The 25372-nt window shown below is 40.5% G+C and carries 22 protein-coding genes; 19 read left to right on the top strand and 3 right to left on the bottom strand.

Going from position 1 to position 25372, the window contains the following annotated elements; translation table 11 throughout:
- Window positions 1–171 precede the first annotated feature (171 nt).
- The gene (carB, locus tag SMIDD28_RS00185) at window positions 172–3348 is read left to right on the top strand and encodes a carbamoyl-phosphate synthase large subunit (protein ID WP_061423843.1); all 3177 of its coding nucleotides are present in this window, start codon (window positions 172–174) and stop codon (window positions 3346–3348) included.
- A gap of 273 nt (window positions 3349–3621) precedes the next feature.
- Window positions 3622–4956 carry an Nramp family divalent metal transporter gene (locus tag SMIDD28_RS00180; protein ID WP_061423841.1) on the top strand — a complete coding sequence of 445 codons (1335 nt, stop codon included), beginning with the start codon at window positions 3622–3624 and terminating at the stop codon, window positions 4954–4956.
- Between the two features lie 347 nt (window positions 4957–5303).
- Here the strand turns inward: SMIDD28_RS00180 and SMIDD28_RS00175 are convergent, their stop codons facing one another.
- From SMIDD28_RS00175 to tacF, 3 genes are read right to left on the bottom strand one after another with little or no spacing between them, the layout of a single operon-like run.
- Window positions 5304–6113 (bottom strand): LicD family protein, encoded by an 810-nt coding sequence (locus tag SMIDD28_RS00175; protein ID WP_061423839.1) that lies wholly within the window; start codon window positions 6111–6113, stop codon window positions 5304–5306.
- A gap of 1 nt (window position 6114) precedes the next feature.
- On the bottom strand, window positions 6115–6918 hold the full coding sequence (locus SMIDD28_RS00170; protein WP_061423836.1) for a LicD family protein: 804 nt from the start codon (window positions 6916–6918) through the stop codon (window positions 6115–6117).
- A gap of 9 nt (window positions 6919–6927) precedes the next feature.
- A complete protein-coding gene (tacF, locus tag SMIDD28_RS00165) occupies window positions 6928–8415 on the bottom strand; it encodes a type IV teichoic acid flippase TacF (RefSeq protein WP_061423834.1) in 1488 nt (495 codons plus the stop codon).
- 440 nt (window positions 8416–8855) lie between these two features.
- Between tacF and SMIDD28_RS00160 the strand changes: the two genes are divergently transcribed.
- The 17 genes from SMIDD28_RS00160 (at window position 8856) to SMIDD28_RS00080 (ending at window position 25364) form a co-directional block, all read left to right on the top strand.
- A complete protein-coding gene (locus SMIDD28_RS00160; protein WP_000638496.1) occupies window positions 8856–9563 on the top strand; it encodes an IspD/TarI family cytidylyltransferase in 708 nt (235 codons plus the stop codon).
- A 4-nt stretch (window positions 9564–9567) separates the two neighbouring features.
- Window positions 9568–10590 (top strand): ribitol-5-phosphate dehydrogenase, encoded by a 1023-nt coding sequence (locus tag SMIDD28_RS00155; RefSeq protein ID WP_000609877.1) that lies wholly within the window; start codon window positions 9568–9570, stop codon window positions 10588–10590.
- A gap of 16 nt (window positions 10591–10606) precedes the next feature.
- The gene (locus SMIDD28_RS00150) at window positions 10607–11476 is read left to right on the top strand and encodes a phosphotransferase family protein (RefSeq protein ID WP_061423832.1); all 870 of its coding nucleotides are present in this window, start codon (window positions 10607–10609) and stop codon (window positions 11474–11476) included.
- Window positions 11466–12344 (top strand): DMT family transporter, encoded by an 879-nt coding sequence (locus SMIDD28_RS00145; RefSeq protein ID WP_049512185.1) that lies wholly within the window; start codon window positions 11466–11468, stop codon window positions 12342–12344. Before SMIDD28_RS00150 ends, SMIDD28_RS00145 begins: the two co-directional genes overlap by 11 nt.
- Before the next feature lie 11 nt (window positions 12345–12355).
- On the top strand, window positions 12356–13045 hold the full coding sequence (locus SMIDD28_RS00140; RefSeq protein WP_000643965.1) for a sugar phosphate nucleotidyltransferase: 690 nt from the start codon (window positions 12356–12358) through the stop codon (window positions 13043–13045).
- Window positions 13046–13131: 86 nt separating this feature from the next.
- On the top strand, window positions 13132–13980 hold the full coding sequence (gene dprA, locus SMIDD28_RS00135) for a DNA-processing protein DprA (protein ID WP_061423830.1): 849 nt from the start codon (window positions 13132–13134) through the stop codon (window positions 13978–13980).
- Window positions 13981–14211: 231 nt separating this feature from the next.
- On the top strand, window positions 14212–16299 hold the full coding sequence (gene topA, locus SMIDD28_RS00130) for a type I DNA topoisomerase (RefSeq protein WP_061423828.1): 2088 nt from the start codon (window positions 14212–14214) through the stop codon (window positions 16297–16299).
- 104 nt (window positions 16300–16403) lie between these two features.
- On the top strand, window positions 16404–16763 hold the full coding sequence (locus SMIDD28_RS00125; protein WP_001237214.1) for a YbaN family protein: 360 nt from the start codon (window positions 16404–16406) through the stop codon (window positions 16761–16763).
- A 93-nt stretch (window positions 16764–16856) separates the two neighbouring features.
- Window positions 16857–17489: a copper homeostasis protein CutC gene (locus tag SMIDD28_RS00120; protein ID WP_061423826.1), complete on the top strand. Its 633-nt coding sequence runs from the start codon at window positions 16857–16859 to the stop codon at window positions 17487–17489.
- 43 nt (window positions 17490–17532) lie between these two features.
- Window positions 17533–18189 (top strand): MmcQ/YjbR family DNA-binding protein, encoded by a 657-nt coding sequence (locus SMIDD28_RS00115; protein WP_061423824.1) that lies wholly within the window; start codon window positions 17533–17535, stop codon window positions 18187–18189.
- 313 nt (window positions 18190–18502) lie between these two features.
- Window positions 18503–20065 carry a 2-isopropylmalate synthase gene (locus SMIDD28_RS00110; RefSeq protein WP_061423819.1) on the top strand — a complete coding sequence of 521 codons (1563 nt, stop codon included), beginning with the start codon at window positions 18503–18505 and terminating at the stop codon, window positions 20063–20065.
- A gap of 11 nt (window positions 20066–20076) precedes the next feature.
- Complete coding sequence (gene leuB, locus SMIDD28_RS00105) at window positions 20077–21114, top strand: 3-isopropylmalate dehydrogenase (RefSeq protein ID WP_061423817.1); 1038 nt, start codon at window positions 20077–20079, stop codon at window positions 21112–21114.
- Window positions 21111–21380 (top strand): DUF1294 domain-containing protein, encoded by a 270-nt coding sequence (locus SMIDD28_RS00100; RefSeq protein WP_061423815.1) that lies wholly within the window; start codon window positions 21111–21113, stop codon window positions 21378–21380. The genes leuB and SMIDD28_RS00100 overlap by 4 nt, the downstream gene beginning before the upstream one ends.
- A gap of 3 nt (window positions 21381–21383) precedes the next feature.
- On the top strand, window positions 21384–22766 hold the full coding sequence (gene leuC / locus SMIDD28_RS00095) for a 3-isopropylmalate dehydratase large subunit (protein ID WP_061423813.1): 1383 nt from the start codon (window positions 21384–21386) through the stop codon (window positions 22764–22766).
- Window positions 22767–22775: 9 nt separating this feature from the next.
- A complete protein-coding gene (gene leuD / locus SMIDD28_RS00090) occupies window positions 22776–23369 on the top strand; it encodes a 3-isopropylmalate dehydratase small subunit (RefSeq protein WP_061423811.1) in 594 nt (197 codons plus the stop codon).
- A 27-nt stretch (window positions 23370–23396) separates the two neighbouring features.
- Window positions 23397–24176, top strand: coding sequence for an L-threonylcarbamoyladenylate synthase (locus tag SMIDD28_RS00085; protein ID WP_061423809.1), 780 nt, complete (start codon window positions 23397–23399; stop codon window positions 24174–24176).
- 201 nt (window positions 24177–24377) lie between these two features.
- Window positions 24378–25364 carry a GMP reductase gene (locus tag SMIDD28_RS00080; protein WP_061423806.1) on the top strand — a complete coding sequence of 329 codons (987 nt, stop codon included), beginning with the start codon at window positions 24378–24380 and terminating at the stop codon, window positions 25362–25364.
- The last annotated feature ends 8 nt before the right edge of the window (window positions 25365–25372 follow it).

The raw sequence follows: 25372 nt of genomic DNA, 5'->3' as shown, positions 1-25372 counted from the left end.
TTTAATGTCGCTCTGTGAGGCGACGAATAGAAAGGAGAAGATACATTGTTCGCGGAAGTGAACACGCCCTAAGAACTGTGTGAAAAAGATAAACATCGTCTTGACGCTAAAGGTGTCTGCACCGAGTTTTCTATTTTCACTGTGTTCTTTACGGGCTTTGTATCATAAACTATGCCTAAACGTACTGATATTCAAAAAATTATGGTGATTGGTTCTGGTCCGATTATTATTGGTCAGGCTGCTGAGTTTGACTATGCTGGAACCCAGGCTTGCTTGTCGTTGAAAGAGGAAGGTTATGAGGTTGTTTTGGTTAACTCAAACCCTGCCACCATCATGACGGACAAGGAAATTGCTGATAAGGTTTATATTGAACCGATTACACTTGAGTTTGTGACACGTATTCTTCGTAAGGAGCGTCCAGATGCCTTGCTGCCAACGCTTGGTGGTCAGACAGGGCTCAATATGGCCATGGAATTGTCTAAAAATGGTATCCTTGAAGAGCTTGGTGTTGAGCTTCTGGGAACTAAATTATCTGCCATTGACCAAGCGGAGGACCGTGACCTCTTTAAACAATTGATGGAAGAGCTCAACCAACCAATCCCAGAATCTGAAATTGTCAACACAGTAGAAGAAGCAGTTGCCTTTGCAGCAACAATTGGTTACCCAGTTATCGTTCGTCCAGCCTTTACACTTGGTGGTACTGGTGGTGGTATGTGTGCCAACGAGGAAGAATTGCGTGAAATCGCTGAAAATGGTTTGAAATTGTCACCTGTTACCCAATGTTTGATTGAGCGTTCAATCGCAGGTTTCAAGGAAATCGAATACGAAGTCATGCGCGACTCAGCTGACAATGCTTTGGTTGTTTGTAACATGGAAAACTTTGACCCAGTTGGGATTCACACAGGGGATTCCATTGTATTTGCTCCTGCGCAAACCATGTCAGACTATGAAAACCAAATGCTACGTGACGCGAGCTTGAGCATTATTCGTGCCCTCAAGATTGAAGGTGGATGTAATGTTCAGCTGGCCCTTGATCCACACAGTTTTAAGTACTATGTCATCGAAGTAAACCCTCGTGTATCGCGTTCGTCAGCCCTTGCATCTAAGGCGACAGGATATCCGATTGCTAAATTGGCTGCCAAGATTGCCGTCGGTTTGACCTTGGATGAGGTTATTAACCCAGTTACAGGTTCAACCTATGCCATGTTTGAACCAGCCCTTGACTACGTGGTTGCCAAGATTCCACGTTTCCCATTTGACAAGTTTGAAAAAGGGGAGCGACGTCTTGGGACACAGATGAAGGCCACTGGAGAAGTCATGGCAATCGGTCGAAACATCGAAGAATCTCTCCTTAAAGCTTGTCGTTCACTTGAAATTGGCGTTCATCACAATGAAATGCCTGAACTTGCAGCAGTTTCTGATGATGCCTTGATTGAAAAAGTAGTCAAAGCCCAAGATGACCGTCTCTTCTACGTATCAGAAGCTATTCGTCGTGGTTATACACCTGAAGAGATAGCTGAATTGACCAAGATTGATATCTTCTATCTGGATAAACTCTTGCATATCTTTGAAATTGAGCAAGAATTAGGCTCACATCCACAAGATTTAGAAGTTTTGAAAACTGCAAAATTGAATGGATTTTCAGACCGTAAGATTGCTGAACTTTGGGAAACGACTGCAGACCAAGTTCGTCAGCTTCGTTTGGAAAACAAGATTGTCCCAGTCTACAAGATGGTCGATACTTGTGCGGCAGAGTTTGACTCTGAAACACCATATTTCTATTCAACCTATGGATGGGAAAATGAGTCTATCAAGTCTGATAAGGAATCTGTACTTGTACTAGGTTCAGGTCCAATCCGTATCGGTCAGGGCGTTGAGTTTGACTACGCAACTGTTCACTCGGTTAAGGCTATCCAGGCTGCTGGCTACGAAGCCATCATCATGAACTCAAACCCAGAGACCGTTTCTACAGACTTCTCTGTATCTGATAAGCTCTACTTTGAACCATTGACATTCGAAGATGTCATGAATGTTATTGATTTAGAGCAACCAAAAGGGGTTATCGTTCAGTTCGGTGGTCAAACAGCCATCAACCTTGCAGAGCCATTGGCAAAAGCAGGTGTGACTATTCTTGGTACTCAAGTTGCTGACCTAGACCGTGCCGAAGACCGTGACCTCTTTGAGCAAGCTCTCAAAGATCTGGATATTCCACAGCCACCAGGACAAACGGCTACCAATGAAGAAGAAGCAGTGCTTGCAGCTCGCAAGATTGGCTTCCCAGTCCTCGTTCGCCCATCTTATGTCTTGGGTGGTCGTGCTATGGAAATCGTTGAAAACGAAGAAGACCTTCGTTCTTACATGCGAACTGCTGTTAAGGCTAGTCCAGACCACCCAGTTCTTGTTGACTCTTACATCGTTGGGCAAGAGTGCGAAGTTGATGCTATTTCAGACGGAGAAAATGTCCTCATCCCTGGTATTATGGAGCATATCGAACGAGCTGGTGTTCACTCAGGTGACTCAATGGCCGTTTACCCACCACAAACCTTGTCGCAAAAGGTGCAAGAAACAATCGCAGACTATACTAAACGCCTAGCAATTGGTCTTAACTGCCTTGGAATGATGAACATCCAGTTTGTTATCAAGGATGAAAAAGTCTACGTTATTGAGGTCAATCCACGTGCCAGCCGTACGGTTCCATTTCTTTCTAAAGTGACCAATATCCCTATGGCTCAAGTAGCAACCAAGCTCATTCTTGGTCAAAAACTTGAAGAACTTGGCTACCAAGATGGACTTTACCCTGAAAGCACCCGCGTTCATATCAAGGCACCTGTCTTCTCCTTCACAAAACTAGCTAAGGTAGACAGCTTGCTCGGCCCTGAAATGAAGTCAACAGGAGAAGTTATGGGTTCTGATGCTACTTTGGAAAAAGCTCTCTATAAGGCCTTTGAAGCTTCTTACCTTCACTTGCCAACTTTTGGAAATGTAGTCTTTACCATTGCTGATGATGCAAAAGAAGAAGCCTTGGATTTGGCTCGTCGTTTCCAAAACATCGGCTATGGAATCCTTGCTACAGAGGGAACTGCAGAATTCTTTGTTGCAAATGGTCTTCAACCACAGTTAGTCGGTAAAATCGGATATGATGAACATGATATTCCATCCTTTGTTCGAAAAGGAAGAATCCAAGCTATCATTAACACAGTTGGAACAAAACGAACTGCTGACGAAGATGGAGAACAAATCCGGCGCTCAGCCATTGAACACGGTGTGCCACTCTTTACAGCCCTAGATACAGCTAATGCCATGCTCAAAGTGCTGGAAAGCCGTAGTTTTGTGACAGAAGCTATTTAGGATCAGAAAAAATTCAATTTATTCAAAACCAGCACCGAAAGGTGTTGGTTTTTTCATTAAAATAGGGTTTAGAAAGTAAAGTTAGAAGTTTGATTTATGGAGTATCAAAAAAATTAACCAATATTAATAATTGTTTTAAGCTCACCTAATTTTTTAAAGACTTTGTAGCATTTTTATGATATAATAAGAGCGAGTTGGAAAAGTTAGGAACCATTTTAAAATCTATTTTTCAACATCATATCAAAAGAGAAGATTAGAAAGAGGTAAATATGTATGTCTTCTTATGAAAAGGTCTCACTTTCTGAGATTAATCAATCTATTGATACTCCAAATAATAACCGCTTTTGGCAAAATCTAAGGGCTTTTTTAGGCCCGGGCGCTCTAGTAGCTGTAGGCTATATGGATCCGGGAAACTGGATTACCAGTGTTGTTGGAGGTGCATCCTACAAATACAGCCTCTTGTTTGTCATCTTGATTTCTTCCCTTATTGCTATGCAATTGCAACAAATGGCAGGAAAACTTGGGATTGTGACTAAGATGGATTTAGCACAAGCGACGGCTTATCATTCACCAAAGTGGCTTCGTTATAGTCTGTGGGTTATTTTGGAACTAGCCTTGATGGCAACAGACCTGGCAGAAGTTCTAGGTTCTGCGATTGCTCTCAATCTTCTATTTAAGATTCCAATCATGGTAGCGATTCTGTTAACCATTCTAGATGTATTTCTTTTACTTTTGATGATGAAGTTTGGATTTAAAAAGATTGAAGCTATCGTTACGACCTTGATTTTGACAATCTTGGTGATTTTCACCTACCTTGTGACTTTATCACATCCAAGTATTCAAGGAATTTTTGGAGGTTATTTACCAACATCCACCTTGTTTGAAAGTCCTGCTCCTGGACATGAAAGTCAGTTGACCTTAGCGCTAGGGATTGTTGGAGCGACGGTTATGCCTCATAATTTGTATTTGCATTCATCTTTGTCACAAACTCGAAAAGTCAATCACAAGGATAAGAATGATATTCGTAAAGGTGTTCGCTTTATGACATGGGATTCAAATCTTCAGTTATCTCTAGCCTTTGTTGTCAATTCCCTTCTTTTGATCTTAGGTGCAGCTCTCTTTTTCGGCCATGCATCTGATATTTCTGCCTTTTCACAAATGTATAATGCCTTAAAAGATTCTACAATTGCGGGGGCTATAGCTAGTTCGACTCTATCTACCTTATTTGCCTTGGCTCTATTAGCCAGTGGACAAAATTCAACGATTACAGGCACCTTGACAGGACAAATCGTCATGGAAGGTTTCCTACATATGAAATTACCACAATGGATTATCCGACTTGGAACCCGGTTATTTGCCTTACTACCCGTCATGATTGTTGCTGTTTTGTTTGGCCACCAAGAAACAACCTTGGATCAATTATTAGTTTATTCACAAGTTTTTCTTTCCATTGCCCTACCATTTTCTATCTTTCCATTGATTTATCTCACATCTAAGAAATCATTGATGGGCGAATTTGCCAATGCGAAATGGAATACTATCTTAGGATATGTAGTTGCGATCATACTGACTATTCTCAATATTAAGCTTCTTTTCGATATTTTTTAAACTTGTTTTAAATCAATCACCGCTTCAGCGTGAAGATTGATAAAGAGATAGTAATAGTGGTTAATTCATAAAAAGCATAACTATAGTAGCGTGAAATAAGAACTGAACAAATTGATTTTGGAATTTTAATCAATTTATAACAATATTTTAGAAGTCGTGTTGGACTATTCCAGATTCAGTTTCCTATAATAGACTGGATAAAAAGTTTTTAAGATAAGGAAAACGCATAATATCAGGTGCCGAAAAGCCTTGATATTATGCGTTTTGTTGTAGGAATATTTACTTCATTTTTTCCTGCAAATGAGTTTTTCCAAGTCTCACTCAATACTTTGTATAATTGTCCTCAATCAGTTTTTACGATAAGCTTTAATGCTATGACTATACCATTCTTGCATTTCTTTTGATGGTGGTGTCATATAATCCCCATACATCTGGGTTAAAAATTGGTCATATTTTTTTGGCACAGGCAACATACGACCTTCAAACTCAGTCAAAATCAGTTCTTTAAAGGTATCAACTGGGAAGATTTCTTTCATTCCTTCCTTACCGATCCCAACTCCTCCTTCATATTGAGGAGTGTTGGTTTCAGCATTTTTGACTAGCTGATCAATTTTCTTGTAAAAGTAACGGGGATTGACCACCCGGAGGGCGTACCAGCTACATAATCTTAGAAAATCTTTTAATTTACTATCACCGTGAACTGCGCGTGATTTTTTGATATAAGCTAGTTGACGAAGGGCTACATACTTATAACTCTTGTCGACAATGCTCAAGTCTGTAAAGCGATCAATTGGGAAGACATCGATAAAGAGACTGGTGTCATGACGCTTGTACTTAACATGGTCTTCGATAACAGTAGAAGTGTCCAAAATTGATGCGAAATTATGGAAGTACCAAGAAGATGTATCGTAGGAGAGAACCTTATAACGTGGATGATTTTCTTCCTCAATAATCTTCAGTAAACGCTCATAATCTTCACGATAAAGGGAAATATCAATATCATCGTCCCAAGGAATCATACCTTTGTGGCGGATGGCTCCAAGCATGGTTCCATAACTAAGAAAATAAGGAATATCATGTTTCTTACAAGTCTCATCAATATAGTCTAGCAGGGCTAGTTGAATTTCTTTAATTTCTTCTTTTTCTAAATATTGCATCCTAATCCTCCAATTTGTAAGCGTGAAATTCATGACTGTAGAAGCGTTTTTCTTCAGGTGGCAAGGTCATATAATCTCCATAAAATTGTGTCAAAATAGTATCAAATTTTTCAGGAGCAGGAAGGATCAAATTCTCAAAGGGCAAATCGATTGTTTTATCAAAAGTACCACTTGGGAATACTTCTTTTTCCTTAAATTTAGAAGGGATAAAAGCCATATACTGCCCATTCTCACGACTATATTTTTGAATTTCTTTCTCGATTTTATGTGCGAAATAACGAGGAGAAACCGGTCGAAGGAGCAACCAAAATGCTGTTCGTATCCAATCTTTTAAAAGGCTATCTTTATAGACAATATTTTTATGTTTACTGAAAGACAGCAGTTTGAAGCTTTCCAGTTTATAACAAGTATCAATGACCTTAGGATCATCAAAGCGATCCATGGGGAAAATATCGATAAAGACACCTGACTCATAGGTTTTTGTATTTCGAGTATCAATAATTTTAGTGGTACTGTCGGTTATCTTGATAAAGTTGTTAAAGTAGTTCTTATCAGTTTCTAAGGATAGGAGCCTATACTTGCTTTTTTCCTTTTGAAAAATGTTAATAAATCGTTGGTAGTCTTCGCGAGGCATGGAAAGATCGATATCGTCGTCCCAAGGGATAAAGCCCTCATGTCGAACTGCCCCAATCAGAGTCCCGTAGTTAATAATATAGTTGATATTGTGCTTTTTACAGAGAGTATCAATGTAATCCAAAATTTCTAATTCAATTTGTTTGGCATCTTCAATGGTTAGTTGTTTCATTTTAAACTCCTATGATCTTTTGAAGTTATTTTTTAAGGCTAGGACATGGTTTAAAAATTCATAGAAAATGCTATCTTTGGTGAAGACAAGTAGACCAATATAAGAGATGGCTGATAGCAAGACAATCAAACCAGTATTAATCAAAAATGGCAAATTAATGACCATATCCACAGGATACACGAAATTAATCAGGAAATAAATTCCTACAAAGGAAAGTGAAAAGAGCGAGTATCGAACAGTATAGCTAAAGATATGTCCTAAGTGGATGAGCTGTTTTCTATGGATGAAAATGATATAGAAAACAAGTAGAGAGGCCTCTGATAGCATAGTTGTCAGTAAGTAGTATTCAGGAGCCACGATGTGGTTGAAAAAGAGGAGACTATTTAAGCCCAAATTGAGTAATCCTGCAAAGACTGTATAGACTGTGATACGTTTTTCATAGCCATTTGTAAAGAGAATTTGGGAACCAAGAATGGTATCTAAGGCCAGGATAATCGTACGAAAAGCGAAGAGAGAGGTTAAGATACCACCTCCGATATATTTTTCACTACCGTAAAGTAGGATGGCATTTGGTCCTAAAACCATGAGTCCGAAACTGAGTGGAATGATAAAGAAATTAAAGATTCGACTGCCTCGGTTAACAAGGGCGACATAGGCTTCCTTGTCGCCTTTTCCTAGATAGTAACTGAGACGAGGCACACTCACTCCGATAGCTCCTGTTACAACACCAGCTATAACGGTCACAATTCGTTGAGCCATAGTATAGTAACTAACGTTGACATCAATCCCTGTTTTAACGAGGAAGAGACGATCCAAAAAAGTGAAGAGCATATTGGCATTGGCAAAGACCAACATGGCTGTCAGAGGAAGAAAGAGCGGTTTAAAATCACTTATGTGAATCTTAACAAGCTTAATGTCTCTTTTAATCCAAAAATAACTAATCAGATAGTTAATCAGTGTCGATAAACTCATCACAAGCGTATAGACAACAATATCGTGTTCATTTTTGACAAACAGGAAAATAGAGACCAGCATCAGGATACGGATGAAGGCAGTCTTGTAAAAGAGAAAACTGTAATTTTCCAGAGCTTCATTGACCCATTCAATTGAAAAAATCTGGGCAATGAGTTGAATCCCCATGACAAGGTAGACCTTTTTGATGATTGGATTATCTGTAAAGAAGAGAGGATAGGCAAGGATATAGACAGCGGTGGTCAAAATCGTACAAGCTATGCACAAATAAAAAAGACTAGAGAAGGTTCTATTCAGATCTTTTTTGTTATCCTTGACATTACTGATGGCCCGTAAACCGTAGTTATAGACTCCATAAGTTGCAAAGGGTAAGAAAAATGACAAAATTGTGTCGACAGAGTTGAAGTAACCATAGTCAGTTCGGTCCAAGACACGCGCGACATAGGTTCCAGTTAAGATGGGAAAAATAATATTTAAGACACGAATTCCCATGTAAGATAGAGCATTTAATTTTATACTTTTCATTCAATTTACCTCGTTTTTCATTATATCATAAAGTCAGCTAATAAGAAATGAAGGGCAGTAATACTCTTCGAAAATCAAATTCAAACCACGTCAGCGTCGCCTTACCGTACTCAAGTACAGCTTACGGCTAGCTTCCTAGTTTGCTTTTTGATTTTCATTGAGTATAAGTCAAGTAATCGCTTTGAAGTTTCAAAGTTTAATTTTAAGCTTTCTTTAAGAAAAGTATATTATTCTGAAGAACTCTAAAATTTCACAGCTATTTATTAGTAATGACTATAGAATTCCTAGTCATTACTAGAAATGGACTAGTTTCTTTGAATAATAGAACTCCTTAATCCTTCTATTCTAGAACGGGAGGGCCGGTATTTCTTTCATGATAGGACTAGATTGTGGTATAATAGAGAGAATAAGTTTTTTTAGTAAGACAAAGGAGAAAATAGATGATTTATGCAGGAATTCTTGCTGGTGGAACTGGCACACGCATGGGAATCAGTAACTTGCCAAAACAATTTTTAGAGCTAGGTGATCGACCTATCTTGATTCATACAATTGAAAAATTTGTCTTGGAACCAAGCATTGAAAAAATTGTGGTTGGGGTTCATGGAGACTGGGTTTCTCATGCAGAAGATCTTGTAGATAAATATCTTCCTCTTCATAAGGAACGTATCATCATTACAAAAGGTGGTGCTGACCGTAATACGAGTATTGAGAAAATCATTGAAGCCATTGATGCTTATCGTCCGCTTACTCCAGAGGATATCGTTGTTACCCACGATTCTGTTCGTCCATTTATTACACTTCGCATGATTCAGGACAATATCCAACTTGCCCAAAATCATGACGCAGTGGATACGGTGGTAGAAGCGGTTGATACTATCGTTGAAAGTACCAATGGTCAATTTATTACAGATATTCCAAATCGTGCTCACCTTTATCAAGGACAAACACCTCAAACATTCCGTTGCAAGGACTTCATGGACCTTTATGGATCTCTTTCTGATGAAGAGAAGGAAATCTTAACAGATGCATGTAAAATCTTTGTAATCAAAGGAAAAGATGTGGCCTTGGCTAAGGGGGAATACTCAAACCTTAAAATCACAACAGTGACAGATTTGAAGATTGCAAAAAGTATGATTGAGAAAGACTAGTGATATGATTAATCAAATTTATCAACTGACTAAGCCCAAGTTTATCAACGTCAAATACCAGGAAGAGGCTATTGACCAAGAGAATCATATCCTCATCCGTCCCAACTACATGGCTGTCTGTCATGCGGATCAGCGTTACTACCAGGGCAAACGTGATCCCAAGATTTTGAATAAAAAGCTTCCAATGGCAATGATTCACGAGTCATGTGGAACCGTTATTTCTGATCCGACAGGAACTTATGAGGTTGGTCAAAAAGTTGTCATGATTCCGAATCAGCCTCCTATGCAGAGTGATGAAGAATTCTATGAGAACTACATGACAGGGACCCATTTCTTGTCTAGTGGTTTTGATGGCTTTATGAGAGAGTTTGTTTCTCTCCCTAAAGACCGTGTGGTGGCTTATGATGCTATTGAAGACACGGTTGCAGCCATTACAGAGTTTGTTAGTGTCGGTATGCACGCTATGAATCGTCTATTGACTCTTGCTCATAGCAAGCGGGACCGAATCGCCGTTATCGGAGATGGAAGTTTAGCTTTTGTGGTTGCTAATATTATCAACTATACTTTGCCAGAAGCAGAGATTGTGGTCATTGGTCGTCATTGGGAAAAATTGGAACTTTTCTCATTTGCCAAAGAATGCTATATTACGGATAATATTCCTGAAGATTTGGCCTTTGACCATGCTTTTGAGTGTTGTGGTGGTGATGGTACTGGACCAGCTATTAATGATTTGATTCGCTACATTCGTCCTCAGGGAACAATTCTCATGATGGGAGTTAGCGAGTATAAAGTGAATCTCAATACACGCGATGCCTTAGAAAAAGGCTTGCTCTTGGTTGGTTCCTCTCGTTCTGGTCGCATCGATTTTGAAAATGCCATCCAAATGATGGAAGTCAAGAAATTTGCCAATCGTCTTAAAAATATCCTTTATCTAGAAGAACCTGTAAGAGAAATTAAAGATATTCACCGTGTCTTTGCTACCGATTTAAATACAGCCTTTAAAACTGTGTTTAAGTGGGAAGTATAAGTGCTGGAGGTTAATTGTGGAGAAAATCATTAAAGAAAAAATTTCTTCCTTACTTAGTGAAGAAGAGGAAGTCCTCAGTGTTGAACAACTGGGGGGGATGACCAATCAAAACTATTTGGTCAAAACAACAAATAAGCAATACATTGTTAAATTCTTTGGTAAAGGGACAGAAAAGCTGATCAATCGTCAAGATGAAAAGTACAATCTTGAACTACTAAAGGATTTAGACTTAGATGTAAAAAATTATCTTTTTGATATTGAAGCTGGTATCAAAGTAAATGAGTATATCGAATCTGCGATTACGCTTGATTCAAGGTCAATCAAGACAAAATTTGATAAAATTGCTCCAATATTACAGACTATTCATGCTTCTGGTAAGGAATTAAGGGGAGAATTTGCTCCTTTTGAAGAAATCAAAAAATACGAATCCTTGATTGAAGAGAAAATCCCTTATGCCAACTATGAAGCTGTTCGAGAAGAAGTCTTCTCTTTAGAGAAAAGACTGACCGATTTAGGTGTTGACAGAAAATCTTGTCATATCGATTTGGTGCCTGAAAACTTTATCGAATCACCTCAAGGCCGACTTTATTTGATTGACTGGGAATATTCATCAATGAATGATCCAATGTGGGATTTGGCTGCCCTCTTTTTAGAGTCTGAATTCACTCGTCAAGAGGAAGAAGACTTCTTGTCTCACTATGAGAGTGAGCAAACACCTGTCTCTCGTGAAAAGATTGCTATTTATAAAATTTTACAAGATGCTATTTGGAGTCTATGGACAGTCTACAAAGAAGAGCAAGGTGCAGATTTTGGTGACTATGGTGTGAGTCGTTACCAAAGAGCTGTTAAAGGTTTGTCATATTATGGAGGTTCAGATGAAAAATAAAAATGGAGTTTCCTTTGGTCTACTCTCAGGTGTTTTCTGGGGTTTAGGTCTAACGATTAGTGCTTATATCTTTTCGATTTTTACAGATTTGTCGCCCTTTGTGGTAGCCGCTGCTCATGATTTCTTGAGTATCTTTATCTTACTAGCTTTTCTTTTAGTAAAAGAAGGAAAAGTTCGTCTCTCGATTTTCTTAAATATTCGCAATGTGAGTGTTATCATCGGAGCCTTGCTAGCAGGCCCAATCGGTATGCAGGCCAACCTTTATGCGGTTAAGTATATTGGAAGTTCCTTAGCTTCATCGGTATCTGCTATCTACCCTGCAGTTTCAGTTTTATTGGCTTTCTTCTTTTTGAAGCACAAGATTTCAAAAAATACTGTGTTTGGGATTGTCTTGATTATTGGAGGGATTATTGCTCAGACCTATAAGGTGGAACAGGTCAATTCCTTCTACATTGGGATTCTCTGTGCTTTGGTTTGTGCCATTGCATGGGGGAGTGAAAGTGTCCTTAGCTCCTTTGCCATGGAAAGTGAATTGAGTGAAATCGAAGCCCTCTTAATCCGTCAAGTGACTTCATTCTTGTCCTATCTTGTGATTGTGCTCTTCTCTCATCAGTCATTTGCAGAAGTGGCCAATGGACAATTGTTAGGTCTTATGATTGTCTTTGCAGCCTTTGATATGATTTCCTATTTGGCTTATTATATCGCTATCAATCGCTTGCAACCAGCCAAGGCTACAGGCTTGAACGTGAGTTATGTAGTTTGGACTGTCTTGTTTGCAGTTGTTTTCTTGGGTGCACCGCTAGATATGCTGACAATTATTACGTCACTTGTCGTCATTGCTGGAGTTTATATTATTATTAAAGAATAAAGGAGATTCGTGTGAAAGCCATTATCTTAGCAGCGGGATTGGGAACTCGCTTGCGTCCTATGACTGAAAATACCCCTAAAGCTTTGGTTCAGGTTAATCAAAAACCTTTGATTGAATACCAAATTGAGTTTCTCAAAGAAAAAGGAATCAATGACATCATCATCATCGTTGGTTATCTTAAAGAACAATTCGATTACTTAAAAGAAAAATATGGCGTTCGCCTCGTTTTCAATGATAAATACGCTGACTACAATAACTTTTACTCTCTCTATCTTGTAAAAGAAGAATTGGCCAATAGTTATGTTATCGATGCCGATAATTATCTCTTTAAAAATATGTTCCGCAATGATTTGACACGTTCTACTTATTTTAGTGTTTATCGTGAAGATTGTACCAACGAATGGTTCTTGGTCTATGGAGATGACTACAAGGTTCAAGACATTATTGTTGATAGCAAGGCAGGTCGTATCCTTAGTGGTGTATCCTTCTGGGATGCTCCAACTGCAGAAAAGATTGTCAGCTTTATCGATAAGGCTTATGCAAGTGGTGAATTTGTTGATCTCTATTGGGACAATATGGTTAAGGATAACATCAAAGAGCTAGATGTCTATGTTGAAGAATTAGAAGGTAATAGCATCTATGAGATTGATAGTGTCCAAGACTATCATAAATTAGAAGAAATTCTTAAAAACGAAAATTAAAGATTCCAACATCTGGCTAAAATAGTCGGATGTTTTTTGATTTTTTACGAATAAATAGATGAGTAGAAAAAGAAATGGAGATATTTATGAAAATCACAAACTATGAAATCTATAAGTTAAAAAAATCAGGTTTGACCAATCAACAGCTTTTGAAAGTCCTAGAATACGGTGAAAATGTTGACCAAGAACTGTTGTTAGGCGATATTGCAGATATATCAGGTTGCCGAAATCCAGCCGTTTTTATGGAACGTTATTTTCAGATAGACGATGCGCATTTGGAGAAGGAGTTTCAAAAATTTCCATCTTTCTCTATTTTAGATGACTGTTACCCTTGGGATCTAAGTGAAATATACGATGCACCTGTGCTTTTATTTTACAAGGGAAATCTTGACCTCTTGAAATTCCCTAAGGTAGCGGTTGTGGGCAGTCGTGTTTGTAGCAAACAGGGAGCTAAGTCAGTTGAAAAAGTCATTCAAGGCTTGGAAAATGAACTGGTTATCGTCAGTGGATTAGCCAAGGGCATTGACACAGCAGCTCATATGGCAGCTCTTCAGAATGGCGGAAAAACCATTGCAGTGATTGGAACAGGGCTGGATGTGTTTTATCCTAAAGCCAATAAACGCTTGCAAGACTACATCGGAAATGACCATCTGGTTCTTAGTGAATATGGACCTGGCGAACAACCTCTGAAATTTCATTTTCCTGCCCGTAATCGCATTATTGCTGGACTTTGTCGTGGTGTGATTGTAGCAGAGGCCAAGATGCGCTCAGGTAGTCTCATTACCTGTGAGCGAGCAATGGAAGAAGGCCGCGATGTCTTTGCTATACCTGGTAGCATTTTAGATGGACTATCAGCCGGTTGCCATCATTTGATTCAAGAAGGAGCAAAATTGGTCACAAGTGGGCAGGATGTGCTTGCGGAATTTGAATTTTAATACTCTTCGAAAATCTCTTCAAACCACGTCAGCATCCATCTGCAACCTCAAAACAGTGTTTTGAGCAGCCTGCGGCTAGCTTCCTAGTTTGCTCTTTGATTTTCATTGAGTATAAGAAGAAAGTCCGCTTACTAGACAAACTTTTCTTCTATTATAGTAGCTAAGTCTTGACAGGGTTCAAAAAATGGTTTACACTTTATAAAGTTTATTACTTTGAAAAGGTGTGATACTGTGGCTACGGCAACAAAAAAGAAAAAATCAACAGTTAAAAAAAATCTAGTCATCGTGGAGTCGCCTGCTAAGGCCAAGACGATTGAAAAGTATCTAGGCAGAAACTACAAGGTTCTAGCCAGTGTCGGGCATATCCGTGATTTGAAGAAATCCAGTATGTCCGTCGATATTGAAAATAATTATGAACCGCAATATATCAATATCCGAGGAAAAGGCCCTCTTATCAATGAGTTGAAAAAAGAAGCCAAAAAAGCTAATAAAGTCTTTCTGGCGAGTGACCCGGACCGTGAAGGAGAAGCGATTTCTTGGCATTTGGCTCATATTCTCAACTTGGATGAAAATGATGCCAACCGTGTGGTCTTCAATGAAATCACCAAGGATGCGGTCAAAAATGCTTTTAAAGAACCACGCAAGATTGATATGGACTTGGTCGATGCCCAACAGGCTCGTCGTGTTTTGGACCGCTTGGTAGGCTATTCGATTTCGCCCATTTTGTGGAAGAAGGTCAAGAAGGGCTTGTCAGCAGGGCGCGTACAGTCCATTGCCCTTAAACTCATTATTGACCGTGAAAATGAAATCAATGCCTTCCAGCCAGAAGAATACTGGACAGTTGATGCTGTCTTTAAAAAGGGAACCAAGCAATTTCAGGCATCCTTCTATGGAGTAGATGGCAAAAAGCTGAAACTGACTAGCAATGATGAGGTCAAGGAAGTCTTGTCTCGTCTGACTAGTAAAGACTTTTCAGTGGATCAGGTGGATAAGAAAGAGCGCAAACGCAATGCTCCTTTACCCTATACCACTTCATCTATGCAGATGGATGCGGCCAATAAAATCAATTTCCGTACTCGAAAGACCATGATGGTTGCCCAACAGCTCTATGAGGGGATCAATATCGGTTCTGGTGTGCAAGGTTTGATTACCTATATGCGTACTGATTCGACTCGTATCAGTCCAGTAGCGCAAAATGAAGCAGCAAGTTTCATTACGGACCGTTTTGGTAGCAAGTATTCTAAGCATGGTAGCAAGGTAAAAAATGCATCAGGTGCTCAGGATGCCCATGAGGCTATTCGTCCGTCAAGTGTCTTTAACACACCGGAAAGTATTGCTAAGTATCTGGATAAGGATCAGCTCAAGCTTTATACTCTTATTTGGAATCGTTTTGTAGCGAGTCAGATGACAGCTGCTGTCTTTGATACCATGGCTGTTAAATTGTCGCAAAATGGTGTTCAATTTGCTGCTAATGGTAGTCAGGTTAAGTTTGATGGTTATCTTGCCATTTATAATGATTCTGACAAGAATAAGATGCTACCAGATATGGCTGTTGGAGATGTGGTTAAGCAGGTCAATAGCAAACCAGAGCAACATTTCACTCAACCGCCTGCTCGCTATTCTGAAGCGACACTGATCAAGACCTTGGAGGAAAATGGGGTTGGACGTCCGTCAACCTACGCACCAACCATTGAAACTATTCAGAAACGTTATTATGTTCGCCTTGCAGCCAAACGTTTTGAACCGACAGAGTTGGGAGAAATTGTTAACAAGCTCATCGTTGAATATTTCCCAGATATCGTAAACGTGACCTTTACAGCTGAAATGGAAGGCAAGCTGGATGATGTCGAAGTCGGAAAAGAGCAGTGGCAACGTGTTATAGACGCCTTTTACAAACCATTCTCTAAAGAAGTTGCCAAGGCTGAAGAAGAAATGGAAAAAATCCAGATCAAGGATGAACCAGCTGGATTTGATTGTGAAGTGTGTGGCAGTCCAATGGTCATTAAACTTGGTCGTTTTGGTAAGTTCTACGCTTGTAGCAATTTCCCAGATTGTCGCCATACCCAAGCAATCGTGAAAGAAATCGGCGTAGAGTGTCCAAGTTGTCATCAGGGACAAATCATTGAGCGAAAGACCAAACGCAATCGCCTCTTCTATGGTTGCAATCGCTATCCAGAATGTGAATTTACCTCTTGGGACAAGCCTGTTGGTCGTGACTGTCCAAAATGTGGCAACTTCCTCATGGAGAAAAAAGTCCGTGGTGGTGGCAAGCAGGTTGTTTGCAGCAATGGTGATTACGAAGAAGAAAAGATTAAATAAGAGGAGAGTCCTGAAAGTGAATTTCAGGCTCTTTTGGTTGGAACTTGACAAAATTCATCATTTTATGCGAAACTAGAAGAAGATTATTTTAATTAGGAGTAGTTATGCGTCTTATCTATCTGATAATTGGTTTTTTATCACTGGCCTTGGCTATTGTTGGGGTTGTCTTGCCCTTGTTGCCGACAACACCTTTTCTTTTGTTGTCTATTGCTTGTTTCTCCAGAAGTTCCAAGCGATTCGAAGATTGGCTTTATCATACCAAGCTCTATCAAGCATATGTAGCTGATTTTCGTGAGACAAAGTCCATTGCGCGTGAACGTAAGAAAAAAATCATCGTATCTATCTACATCTTGATGGGGATTTCCATTTATTTTGCCCCTCTTTTACCGGTCAAAATCGGTCTAGGAGCCTTGACTATCTTTATTACCTATTATCTCTTCAAGGTCATTCCAGACAAAGAATAAGTAAAATTTGTAACTATTTCCCTTGATAAAAATGAAAGCATATTCACAACAATATGATATAATAAATTCAAAGTAATCTTCAAGGAGAATCAAATGATTTACGAATTTTGTGCTGAAAATGTGACCTTGCTTGAAAAAGCGATGCAGGCTGGAGCTCGTCGAATCGAACTCTGTGATAATCTAGCAGTGGGAGGAACAACACCAAGCTATGGAGTAACCAAGACAGCGGTTGAATTGGCAGCTAACTACGATACAACCATTATGACCATGATTCGTCCACGTGGTGGCGACTTTGTCTATAATGATATGGAAATTGCTATTATGCTAGAAGACATTCGCTTGACTGCTCAGGCTGGAAGTCAAGGGGTTGTATTTGGGGCTTTAACTGCTGACAAAAAGTTGGATAAGCCTAATCTTGAAAAGTTAATTGCTGCATCAAATGGAATGGAAATTGTCTTCCACATGGCCTTTGATGAATTGAGTGATGATGATCAACTGGAAGCTATTGACTGGCTTAGTCAATCTGGAGTCACTCGCATCTTAACTCGTGCCGGTGTGTCTGGCGATTCACTAGACAAACGTTTTGCTCACTATCACAGAATTTTGGAACATGCTAAAGGTAAGATTGAAATTCTACCAGGTGGGGGGATTGACTTGGACAACCGTCAAACCTTTATCGACCATTTGGGGGTAACACAATTGCATGGTACTAAGGTTGTTTTTTAAAAAATAGAAAGGAACTGCTAGCTTTGGGTAGCAGTTTTCACTTATGTTTGAAATTTTTAAATCCTATCAGTTTAATCAAGAAAAAGCTCATGCCTATGGTTTTTTAGAAAATAGTGGAGTCTGGACTTATAGTTGCCAGATTTTGCAGGGCGACTTTGTCATGACTGTGTCCATCACTGCTGAAAATGTGAGTTTTCAGGTCTTTGACCAGGAAACGGGCGACCTCTATCCCCAAGTTCATATGGAAAGTATGACAGGGAGTTTTGTTGCAAGTGTTCGTGAGGCTTGTTTGGTGATTCTTTACCAGATTCGGAAGGCTTGTTTTGATGTGCAAGATTTTATCTGTCCTCAGACTAAGCGTATCATGGCTCAGATTCAGGAAAAGTATGGTAATCAGTTGGAGTATCTGTGGGAAAAATCACCTGATACGGCAGTGTTAAGACATGAAGGCAATAAAAAATGGTATGCTGTTTTGATGAGAATCTCTTGGGATAAGCTGGAAAAGGGTAGAGAAGGTCTAGTCGAAGCAGTCAACCTCAAACATGATCAAGTAGTGGACCTGATTTCACAAAAGGGCATTTATCCAGCCTTTCATATGAACAAACGCTACTGGATTAGTGTTGCTTTTGATGATACTTTGTCAGATGAAATGGTACTGGAATTGATAGAAAAAAGTTGGAATTTAACTTCTAAAAAATGAAACATTTCAAGGATTTTCAATAACTTTCAATTAGCTAAATATTCTATACTGAAGAAATTTTCAGAAAATATTTGATTTTTTCTTGACAAGTGCTTCTGACTATGCTAAAATACTAAACAAGATATCAAACGAAGGAGAAAGTCAAACATGAAAACAGCTAAGTTTAATCAATTTGCTTTGTTGTTGAGGTACTCGGGCTAGTGCAAAAAGCATTAGTCCTGTTTGGCTTACCAAGCGGGAGTGAATCAACATCTCGCTTGGATTTCTAAGCGAGATGTTTTTTTAAAACCACATTTGGAAAAGGGGAAATCTTATGCGAACAGTTGAATTTCTAGATACCAGCCTTCGGGATGGAGAACAGACACCGGGTGTTAACTTTTCAATCAAAGAAAAAATTGCCATAGCAAGACAGCTGGAGAAATGGGGTATTTCAGCCATTGAAGCCGGTTTTCCAGCGGCTAGCCCAGACTCATTTACGGCAGTGCAGGAGATTGCTAAAGTCTTGAAGAAAACGGCGGTGACTGGTTTGGCACGTTCGGTCAAGTCTGATATTGATGCATGTTATGAGGCCCTCAAGGATGCCAAGTATCCACAGGTTCATGTCTTTATCGCTACCAGTCCAATTCATCGTAAGTATAAACTCAATAAGAGCAAGGAAGAGATTTTAGAAGCTATTAAGGAACATGTTTCTTATGCCCGTTCTAAGTTTGAGATAGTCGAATTCTCTCCTGAGGATGCGACTAGAACAGAGTTGGATTTCCTCTTACAAGTCGTTCAAACAGCGGTCGATGCAGGTGCGACTTATATCAATATCCCTGATACGGTAGGATTTACTACACCAGAGGAATATGGTGCCATCTTCAAATACCTGATTGAGAATGTCAAGACGGACCGTCAGATTATCTATTCGCCTCACTGTCATGATGATCTTGGAATGGCAGTGGCTAATAGCCTTGCTGCTGTCAAGAATGGTGCAGGACGTGTTGAAGGAACTATCAACGGTATTGGGGAGCGAGCTGGAAATGCTGCTTTGGAAGAACTTGCAGTGGCTCTCAATATTCGACAAGATTACTACCAAGCAGAAACAAGTATTGTCCTAAATGAGACTATCAATACGTCAGAAATGGTTTCGCGCTTCTCAGGTATTCCAGTTCCTAAAAACAAGGCCGTCGTTGGTGGCAATGCCTTCTCTCACGAATCTGGTATTCACCAAGACGGAGTCCTTAAAAATCCTCTTACTTATGAGATCATCACCCCTGAATTGGTTGGTGTCAAGAGTAATAGCCTTCCGCTTGGTAAATTGTCTGGTCGCCATGCCTTTGTTGAGAAACTAAGAGAATTGGCCCTAGACTTTACAGAAGAGGATATCAAACCACTCTTTGCTAAGTTCAAGGCACTGGCAGATAAGAAACAAGAAATCACAGATGCAGATATTCGAGCTCTGGTAGCTGGAACCATGGTTGAAAATCCAGAAGGATTCCACTTTGATGATTTACAACTGCAAACTCACGCAGACAATGACATTGAAGCACTTGTTAGCCTGGCTAATATGGATGGTGAGCAAGTCGAATTTAATGCGACAGGGCAAGGTTCTGTTGAAGCAATATTTAACGCTATCGATAAGTTCTTTAACCAATCCGTCCGTTTGGTGTCCTATACCATTGATGCGGTGACAGATGGAATTGATGCCCAGGCTCGGGTCTTGGTCACTGTTGAAAACAGAGATACAGAAACCATCTTTAACGCAGCAGGTCTTGATTTCGATGTGCTGAAGGCTTCGGCTATTGCCTACATCAATGCTAATACCTTTGTTCAAAAAGAGAATGCTGGTGAGATGGGACGCAGCGTTTCTTACCGCGATATGCCTAGTGTGTAAAGGAGAAGGCTATGACAAAGAAAATAGTAGCTCTAGCAGGGGACGGAATTGGCCCAGAAATCATGGAGGCTGGTTTAGAAGTTCTGGAGGCTCTAGCTAAAAAAACAGGCTTTGTCTATGAAATAGACAGACGACCTTTTGGAGGTGCAGGTATTGATGCAGCAGGGCATCCCTTACCTGATGAAACCCTCAAGGCAAGTAGAGAAGCAGCTGCCATTCTTCTAGCGGCTATCGGTAGTCCCCAGTATGATGGAGCAGCGGTTCGGCCTGAACAAGGCTTGCTGGCTCTCCGTAAGGAACTCAATCTTTACGCTAATATTCGCCCTGTAAAAATCTTTGACAGTCTCAAGCATTTGTCACCACTCAAATCGGAACGAATTGTTGGTGTAGACTTTGTCGTGGTGCGTGAGTTGACAGGCGGGATTTACTTTGGAGATCATATCCTTGAAGAGCGCAAAGCACGTGATATCAACGACTACAGCTATGAGGAAGTGGAGCGGATTATTCGCAAGGCCTTTGAGATTGCAAGAAATCGGAGAAAAATCGTTACTAGTATCGATAAGCAAAATGTGTTGGCAACATCAAAACTCTGGCGGAAAGTAGCTGAGAAGGTCTCACAGGATTTCCCAGATGTGACCTTGGAACACCAGCTAGTGGACTCAGCTGCCATGCTCATGATTACCAATCCTGCTAAGTTTGATGTCATCGTGACAGAAAATCTTTTCGGAGATATTCTCTCGGATGAATCAAGCGTTCTATCTGGCACACTTGGAGTTATGCCATCAGCCAGTCATTCTGAAAATGGACCAAGTCTCTATGAGCCCATTCACGGTTCAGCTCCTGATATTGCAGGTCAAGGAATTGCCAATCCTATTTCCATGATTTTATCAGTGGCCATGATGTTGAGAGACAGTTTTGGACGTTATGAGGATGCAGAGCGTATCGAGTGTGCTGTTGAGGCAAGTTTAGCGGCTGGCATTTTAACAAGAGATATAGGTGGACAGGCTTCGACTAAGGAAATGACGGAAGCTATTATTGCAAGGTTATGAAGTTAGACGAAAAAATTACTCTAGTCCTTTTGATTTGGAATGTCATGGTTTTCTTGATTTATGGTATTGACAAATCCAAGGCAAGGAGAAGAGTTTGGCGCATCCCAGAGAAAATCTTACTCATTTTAGCCCTTACTTGTGGTGGTTTTGGGGCCTGGTTAGCAGGAATCAGCTTTCACCATAAGACTAGAAAATGGTATTTTAAAACAGTTTGGTTTCTCGGGATAGTGTCCACACTAGTAGCTTTATATTTTATTTGGAGGTAATAGATGGCAGGAAAATCGATTTTTGATAAATTATGGGATCGCCATGTTATCACAGGAGAAAAGGGGCAGCCCCAACTCATGTATGTGGACCAGCACTATATCCACGAGGTGACCAGTCCTCAGGCTTTTCAAGGATTACGAGACGCAGGTCGTAGATTGAGACGACCAGACTTAACATTTGGAACCTTTGACCACAATGTCCCGACGGTCAATATCTACGATATTCGAGATGTGATTTCTAAGGCACAAATTGATAAGCTAGCTGAAAATGTTGAGGAGTTTGGTATTGAACATGCGGCTCACGGTTCTGAAAAGCAGGGAATTGTTCACATGGTTGGACCAGAAACAGGACGGACCCAACCAGGAAAATTCATCGTCTGTGGAGACAGCCATACGGCAACTCATGGAGCTTTCGGAGCAATCGCTTTTGGAATTGGGACTAGTGAAGTCGAGCATGTTTTCGCTACTCAGACACTCTGGCAGGTCAAACCCAAGAAAATGCTGGTGGAATTCACTGGTGTTCCTCAAAAGGGAGTTTATTCCAAGGACTTTATTTTAGCCTTGATTGCCAAGTACGGCGTTGCTTGTGGTGTTGGCTATGTGGTGGAATATCGTGGACAAGCGATTGATGCACTGAGCATGGAAGAGCGAATGACCATCTGTAATATGTCTATTGAGTTTGGCTCTAAGATGGGAATTATGAACCCAGATCAGACGACTTATGACTATCTCAAGGGACGCGAGTGTGTTCCAGAGAATTTCGAAGAGGCTGTGGCGGATTGGAAAACAATTGTCAGTGATGAGGATGCCGTTTACGATAAGGTTATCCGTATGGATGTCTCAGACTTGGCTCCCATGGTGACTTGGGGCACCAATCCTGCTATGGGTGTTGACTTTGACAGTAGCTTCCCAGAAATTAAGGATATGAATGATGAGCGAGCCTACAATTACATGGACTTGGAGCCTGGTCAAAAGCCAGCTGATATTGAACTAGGCTATATCTTTATTGGTTCTTGTACCAATGCTCGTCTCAGTGACTTGCAACTAGCTGCTCGATTTGTCAAAGGGAAGAAAATTGCTCCCAATTTAACGGCTATCGTAGTTCCAGGATCTCGTCCTGTCAAACGAGCTGCGGAGAAGTTGGGCTTGGATAAAATTTTCTTAGATGCTGGCTTTGAGTGGAGAGATCCAGGTTGCTCTATGTGCCTAGGGATGAATCCTGACAAGGTTCCTGATGGTGTCCACTGCGCTTCAACCAGTAACCGTAACTTTGAAGACAGACAAGGCTTTGGTGCTAAGACCCATCTCTGCAGTCCAGCCATGGCAGCTGCGGCAGCTATCGCAGGGCGCTTCGTAGATGTTCGGCAAATGCCAGAAGCCCAGTAAGGAGAGGATATGGAGAAATTTACAGTTTATACGGGAACGACCGTTCCTCTCATGAATGATAACATCGACACTGACCAAATCCTACCCAAGCAGTTTCTCAAGTTAATCGATAAGAAAGGCTTTGGTAAGTACCTCATGTATGCTTGGCGTTATCTGGATGATCTCTATACTGAGGATCCTGACTTTGTCTTTAACCGGCCTGAATATCGCAAAGCCAGTATTCTCATTTCAGGGGATAACTTCGGCGCAGGGTCTTCGAGGGAACACGCAGCTTGGGCTCTAGCAGACTACGGTTTTAAAGTCGTGATTGCAGGGTCTTTTGGGGATATTCATTACAATAATGAACTCAATAATGGCATGTTGCCAATCGTTCAGCCCAGAGAGGTTAGAGAGAAACTAGCCCAGCTACAACCAAGTGACCAGGTAACTGTGGACTTGGAAAAACAAAAAATCATCTCACCAATTGGAGAATTCACTTTTGAGATCGATAGCGAATGGAAACACAAACTCTTAAATGGTTTGGATGATATCGGTATTACCTTGCAGTATGAAGATTTGATTGCTGCTTATGAAAAACAACGACCAGCCTACTGGCAGGATTAGAAGAAAAATAGAAAAGGAAATAGAACTATGACAAAACACATTCAATGGAGTGGAACACTTTCACAAGAAGGCTATGATATTTTAAAAGGTGAGGGCGGATGTATCGTTTGCCCTACAAAAGTTGGTTACATCATCATGACTAGCGACAAGGCAGGTCTTGAACGCAAGTTCGCAGCCAAAGAGCGTAACCGTAATAAACCAGGTGTTGTTCTCTGTGGTAGCATGGATGAGCTTCGCGCTTTAGCACAACTCAACCCAGAAATTGAAGCCTTTTACCAAAAACATTGGGATGAAGATATTCTTCTTGGTTGTATCCTTCCTTGGAAACCAGAAGCCTTTGAAAAACTCAAAGCATACGGTGATGGCCGTGAAGAACTCATGACTGATGTGCGTGGAACGAGCTGTTTCGTTATCAAGTTTGGGAAAGCTGGTGAACAATTAGCTGCTAAACTTTGGGAAGAAGGCAAGATGATTTATGCCTCATCAGCTAACCCATCTGGAAAAGGAAACCGTGGTAAGGTAGAAGGAATCGGAGAACGCATCGAAGGAGCAGTGGACCTTGTTATCGAAGCAGACGACTATGTAGCCTCTATCCAACCTGACAAAACCATTGAAACACGCTACGAGCAAGGTGTGATGGTGTCTATGGTTGATAAGGACGGCAAACTCATCCCAGAACAAGGAGGAGCACGTTCAACTTCACCAGCTCCAGTTGTAATCCGCAAAGGGCTTGACATTGATAAGATTATGATGCATCTCTCAGATACCTTTAACTCATGGGACTACCGCCAGGGAGAGTATTATTAGGATAGAGAAGGATTGGGGAGAAATTAATCTCTCCTCTTTCTTTTATTATTTACACAAGTAAAACCCGAACAATAAATTTTGATTTATAAAAATATTTGACAAAAACTGTACTTTGATTTATAATTAATTAAGGAAACGTCGGAAAAGACGTAGTGATGCGAGAGCATAGGTAGGTCATTACAAAAGAAACGAGACATCGATATGTTAAATGAATTTCCAATTTTTGATTACGAAGATATTCAATTGATTCCAAATAAATGTGTCATTAAAAGCCGTGCAGAAGCGGATACAAGTGTCACTCTAGGAAATCACACCTTTAAACTACCTGTTGTGCCAGCGAATATGCAGACGATTTTGGATGAAAATGTAGCAGAGCAACTGGCTAAAGGAGGTTACTTCTACATTATGCACCGTTTTGATGAGGCAGGACGCATTCCTTTTATCAAACGTATGCACAATCAAGGGCTCATTGCTTCTATCTCTGTTGGTGTTAAGGACTACGAGTATGATTTCGTTAGCCAGCTCAAGGCAGATGCTCCTGAGTACATCACGATTGATATTGCCCATGGTCATGCGGATAGTGTGATTTCTATGATTCGACACATCAAGAAAGAATTGCCAGATACTTTTGTTATTGCTGGAAATGTGGGAACACCAGAAGCTGTGCGTGAATTGGAGAATGCTGGTGCGGATGCTACTAAGGTCGGAATTGGTCCTGGTAAGGTTTGTATCACCAAGGTCAAAACTGGTTTTGGGACAGGGGGCTGGCAATTGGCTGCTCTACGCTGGTGTGCCAAGGCTGCCCGTAAACCGATTATCGCTGATGGAGGAATTCGTACTCACGGTGATATTGCCAAGTCTATCCGCTTCGGTGCCAGCATGGTCATGATTGGTTCTCTCTTTGCAGGACATATTGAAAGTCCAGGGAAAACGATTGAAGTTGATGGTGAACAGTTCAAAGAATATTATGGTTCAGCATCACAATATCAAAAAGGTGCTTACAAAAATGTGGAAGGCAAACGTATCTTGCTTCCTGCCAAAGGTCATCTGCAAGACACTTTAACTGAGATGGAACAAGATCTGCAAAGTGCTATTTCCTACGCTGGTGGACGTGAGGTTGCGGACCTTAAACACGTTGATTATGTTATCGTGAAAAACTCTATCTGGAATGGTGATGCTTCCCACTAAGGGAAGAC

This window comes from Streptococcus mitis (assembly GCF_001579045.1).
Classification (GTDB): domain Bacteria; phylum Bacillota; class Bacilli; order Lactobacillales; family Streptococcaceae; genus Streptococcus; species Streptococcus mitis_D.
This window is presented reverse-complemented; position numbering and strand designations above follow the sequence as displayed.

Coding starts and splice junctions, on each gene's coding strand:
- carB (WP_061423843.1), top strand. CDS start 172: ATGCCTAAACGTACTGATATTCAAAAAATTATGGTGATTGGTTCTGGT.
- SMIDD28_RS00180 (WP_061423841.1), top strand. CDS start 3,622: ATGTCTTCTTATGAAAAGGTCTCACTTTCTGAGATTAATCAATCTATT.
- SMIDD28_RS00175 (WP_061423839.1), bottom strand. CDS start 6,113: ATGCAATATTTAGAAAAAGAAGAAATTAAAGAAATTCAACTAGCCCTG.
- SMIDD28_RS00170 (WP_061423836.1), bottom strand. CDS start 6,918: ATGAAACAACTAACCATTGAAGATGCCAAACAAATTGAATTAGAAATT.
- tacF (WP_061423834.1), bottom strand. CDS start 8,415: ATGAAAAGTATAAAATTAAATGCTCTATCTTACATGGGAATTCGTGTC.
- SMIDD28_RS00160 (WP_000638496.1), top strand. CDS start 8,856: ATGATTTATGCAGGAATTCTTGCTGGTGGAACTGGCACACGCATGGGA.
- SMIDD28_RS00155 (WP_000609877.1), top strand. CDS start 9,568: ATGATTAATCAAATTTATCAACTGACTAAGCCCAAGTTTATCAACGTC.
- SMIDD28_RS00145 (WP_049512185.1), top strand. CDS start 11,466: ATGAAAAATAAAAATGGAGTTTCCTTTGGTCTACTCTCAGGTGTTTTC.
- dprA (WP_061423830.1), top strand. CDS start 13,132: ATGAAAATCACAAACTATGAAATCTATAAGTTAAAAAAATCAGGTTTG.
- SMIDD28_RS00125 (WP_001237214.1), top strand. CDS start 16,404: ATGCGTCTTATCTATCTGATAATTGGTTTTTTATCACTGGCCTTGGCT.
- SMIDD28_RS00120 (WP_061423826.1), top strand. CDS start 16,857: ATGATTTACGAATTTTGTGCTGAAAATGTGACCTTGCTTGAAAAAGCG.
- SMIDD28_RS00115 (WP_061423824.1), top strand. CDS start 17,533: ATGTTTGAAATTTTTAAATCCTATCAGTTTAATCAAGAAAAAGCTCAT.
- SMIDD28_RS00110 (WP_061423819.1), top strand. CDS start 18,503: ATGCGAACAGTTGAATTTCTAGATACCAGCCTTCGGGATGGAGAACAG.
- leuB (WP_061423817.1), top strand. CDS start 20,077: ATGACAAAGAAAATAGTAGCTCTAGCAGGGGACGGAATTGGCCCAGAA.
- SMIDD28_RS00100 (WP_061423815.1), top strand. CDS start 21,111: ATGAAGTTAGACGAAAAAATTACTCTAGTCCTTTTGATTTGGAATGTC.
- leuC (WP_061423813.1), top strand. CDS start 21,384: ATGGCAGGAAAATCGATTTTTGATAAATTATGGGATCGCCATGTTATC.
- leuD (WP_061423811.1), top strand. CDS start 22,776: ATGGAGAAATTTACAGTTTATACGGGAACGACCGTTCCTCTCATGAAT.
- SMIDD28_RS00085 (WP_061423809.1), top strand. CDS start 23,397: ATGACAAAACACATTCAATGGAGTGGAACACTTTCACAAGAAGGCTAT.
- SMIDD28_RS00080 (WP_061423806.1), top strand. CDS start 24,378: ATGTTAAATGAATTTCCAATTTTTGATTACGAAGATATTCAATTGATT.